General features: G+C 42.6%; 3 protein-coding genes. 1 reads left to right on the top strand and 2 read right to left on the bottom strand.

What is annotated here, in order from left to right; all coding sequences use genetic code 11:
* Window positions 1-206: hypothetical protein (locus tag QZ076_RS21890; protein WP_293717229.1), on the bottom strand; the 206-nt coding region annotated here is incomplete at its 3' end.
* Window positions 207-673: 467 nt separating this feature from the next.
* On the opposite strand from QZ076_RS21890, the gene QZ076_RS21885 reads away from it, so the two are divergent.
* Window positions 674-1111, top strand: a complete 438-nt coding sequence (locus QZ076_RS21885; RefSeq protein WP_004324475.1) for a hypothetical protein — start codon at window positions 674-676, stop codon at window positions 1109-1111.
* Between the two features lie 216 nt (window positions 1112-1327).
* On the opposite strand, the gene bglX is transcribed toward QZ076_RS21885, so the two are convergent.
* A partial coding sequence (gene bglX / locus QZ076_RS21880; RefSeq protein ID WP_293717228.1) for a beta-glucosidase BglX occupies window positions 1328-3069 on the bottom strand: 1742 nt, incomplete at its 5' end.

The following is a 3069-nucleotide window of genomic DNA, read 5'->3' as shown; positions in this document are numbered from 1 at the left end:
TATAATAAAAAGATAACGGGGAATCTTAAAAACTCAATCGTCTTTTTCAGATTTATCACAACGTTTTCAGAATACTCCATTATTTTATTCAAAACAGTCTGGAATGAATCAAATTTCAGGGATATGGCTGTCCTGAACCAAATCTCCCAGGAATTACAATTGGGCCGGTTTGCTGAATATACATAACTTCCAGCATTTATTCCCATATTTCCACCACATAAAAAAAAATATGTATATCTTTGTCGTACGCTTTCTGCTCATCAGCGTGATGAAACTAGTAGAAGGCGCTATATATTACTTAATTGAGTATATGTGTATTATCTCTCTCTTCCTAAAATTAGCAACTTTTGTACGGAGAGATGATTCGACAGATACTCCACGTTAACGACTGTATATCAACATATCCGGTAAAGATGTGTTATATATAAACGATTGACGTGGGTGTCTGTTGTTATCATTGTCTAGTACAAGGGTATTGCTAGCCTTAGGAGGTAGATAATGGTGCAACAGCATCCACGTCTTTTTTGTGTCCGGTCGGTTATGATTACCCCAAAAAGTCTAACCTAAACAATTTCCCGTCCGCCCGAAATACAGAAAACGTGAATGCCCGTTGCTCCACATAAACAAAATAATATTCAATCTTTATTGTGGAACACATTAAAACAAAAGCATTATGCCAAAATGGATTAGCGTAGAAGAAGCGGCGGCCAAGTATGGAATCAACAAAGAAGTAATCTGGCTTTGGGCGGATATGAAAAGATTCCCGATGTCGTATGAGAAAGGTATCACCACTGTCGATGAAGAAAGCCTTATCGGATTCCTGCATCAGAATAAGGATCGAGCTACAGCCGAGTATATCGACACATTAGAGGACCTGTGTATTGGAAAGACAAAGATTTGTATTTTATATGCTGAAATCATTGGTTATCAGGATAAAGAACTCCTGAATCAAAGGGAGCAAATCGCTCGAATGAAAGAGATACAAATAGTCATGAAAAGACAAAATAACCGGATTCGGGATTGCGAGAAATTTTTTGCAAAATATGAGAAAAACTTTAGTGTTTGTTGGATGGGAAGGTTGTGTGCTGGCTTGAGGCGCCTGATACGATGACAAAGAATGGAGGCAAGCATCTGATAAAAAGTATATCGGAGTTGTACCGGAAATTTCCAATAGCTATTTTTCAGGTACGGATTACACAGTTTTAGCCAATCAAAAGACCGCATAATCCGTATCTGGTAAATGTTTCATGTTTATCTTACCCGGAACTTAAACCATCTGTACGTGGAAGATGATAAATATTATAGGTGTAACTTATCAGATGTTATTTTATTTTGCTTGGAAACTTTTTGTTTGTACATCACGGGAGTTCGGTCCTACCATAACATCAAATTCTCCGGGTTCGTAAACATAATGTAATTCGGAATTATAGAATTTCAAGTCATCTTCCGTAATAACAAACTTAACATCGCGACTTTCCCCGCTCTTCAGGAAGACGCGTTCAAAACCTTTCAGCTCCTTCACCGGACGGGCGATCTCCGCATAAATATCACGAAGATACAGTTGTACAGTTTCGTAACCATCGTAGTTCCCCTTGTTTGTTACAGTGACAGACACAGTCAACTCACCATTTTTAGGCAAGGTTTCCGAGCTAATCTGCAACTCACCATAAACAAAGTCCGTATAACTCAAACCATATCCGAACGGATACAGAGGTTCATTGCTCTCATCCAGATAATTGCTGGCATAGCGGTTGAATATATGACTGTCGGGATCAGGACGACCTGTATTCAAATGATTGTAGAATAACGGCAGCTGTCCCACCGAACGCGGGAAGGTAGTTGTCAGTTTGCCACTTGGAGTGATCTTGCCAAACAATACATCGGCAACCGCGTCCCCTGTTTCGCTACCGCCAAACCAGACATTCAATATGGAATGAACATTCGCATCCTCCCAGTTTAAGACTAAAGGACGTCCCGTGAACAGAAGAAGTACGACAGGTTTGCCCGTCTTCACTAAAGCCTTCAATAAATCCTGTTGTGCATCGGGTATCTCAAGACTGGTGCGTGAAGCCGATTCACCGCTCATTTCCGCACATTCACCCAAAGCGGCAACAATGATGTCTGAACGGGAAGCCACGCGTAAAGCCTCGTCCAACAGTTCCCGGTTGTCTCCACGTTCCAGCGGGCGAATGCCCGTAGCTGCTTTTTCTGTTTCCGCATCATAATATATGTTGCTGCCTTTCGCATATAGAATTTCAGCCTTGTCACCCGCTGCCGCGCGAATTCCTTCCAACAATGTTCTGTGACGAGACGGCGTACATGTCATGCTCCACATACCGCACATATTATTACGTGCGTCTGCCATTGGACCGATCAGGGCAATCCTGCCTTTTTGTTCAAGTGGAAGCAGGTTGTTGTCATTCTTCAACAGAACAAATGTTTCAGCTGCAATCGCACGTGCAGCAGAACGGTGTTCAGGCGTATAAAGTTTCTCTTTGGCACGTAGGGCATCGCAATATTTATACGGATTGGAGAACAGTCCCAGTTTATATTTGGCTTCCAATACATGGCGACAAGCCATATTAATCTGTTCTTCCGTTACCTTCGCTTCTTTCAGGGATTCCTCCAATGTATTGAGGAACCCGCATGAAACCATATCCATATCCGTTCCTGCCTGTAAAGCGCGAATGGAGGCTTCCTTCAGAGGGGCGACACCATGGGAGGACATTTCGGCTATCGAATTGTAATCTGTTACCAATAGCCCTCCGAAGCCCCATTCATTCCGGAGCAGGTCGGTCAGTAACCATTTGTTGGCTGTGGCTGGAATACCGTCAACGATATTAAACGAGCTCATGATGCTGCCTACACCAGCGTCAACGGCAGCTTTATAAGGAGCCAGATATTCGTTATACATACGTAGTCGGCTCATATCCATTGTATTGTAATCGCGTCCCGATTCGGACGCCCCATAAAGTGCGAAATGTTTCACGCAGGCAAGAATTTCATCGTTGCCTTGCATATTGTTTCCCTGATAACCACGCACATACGCTTTAGCCATTAAAGAACCCA

Source organism: uncultured Parabacteroides sp. (assembly GCF_905196875.1).
Lineage (GTDB): Bacteria > Bacteroidota > Bacteroidia > Bacteroidales > Tannerellaceae > Parabacteroides.
The sequence above is the reverse complement of the archived record's forward strand: the minus strand, read 5'-3'. Positions and strand labels throughout refer to the sequence as shown.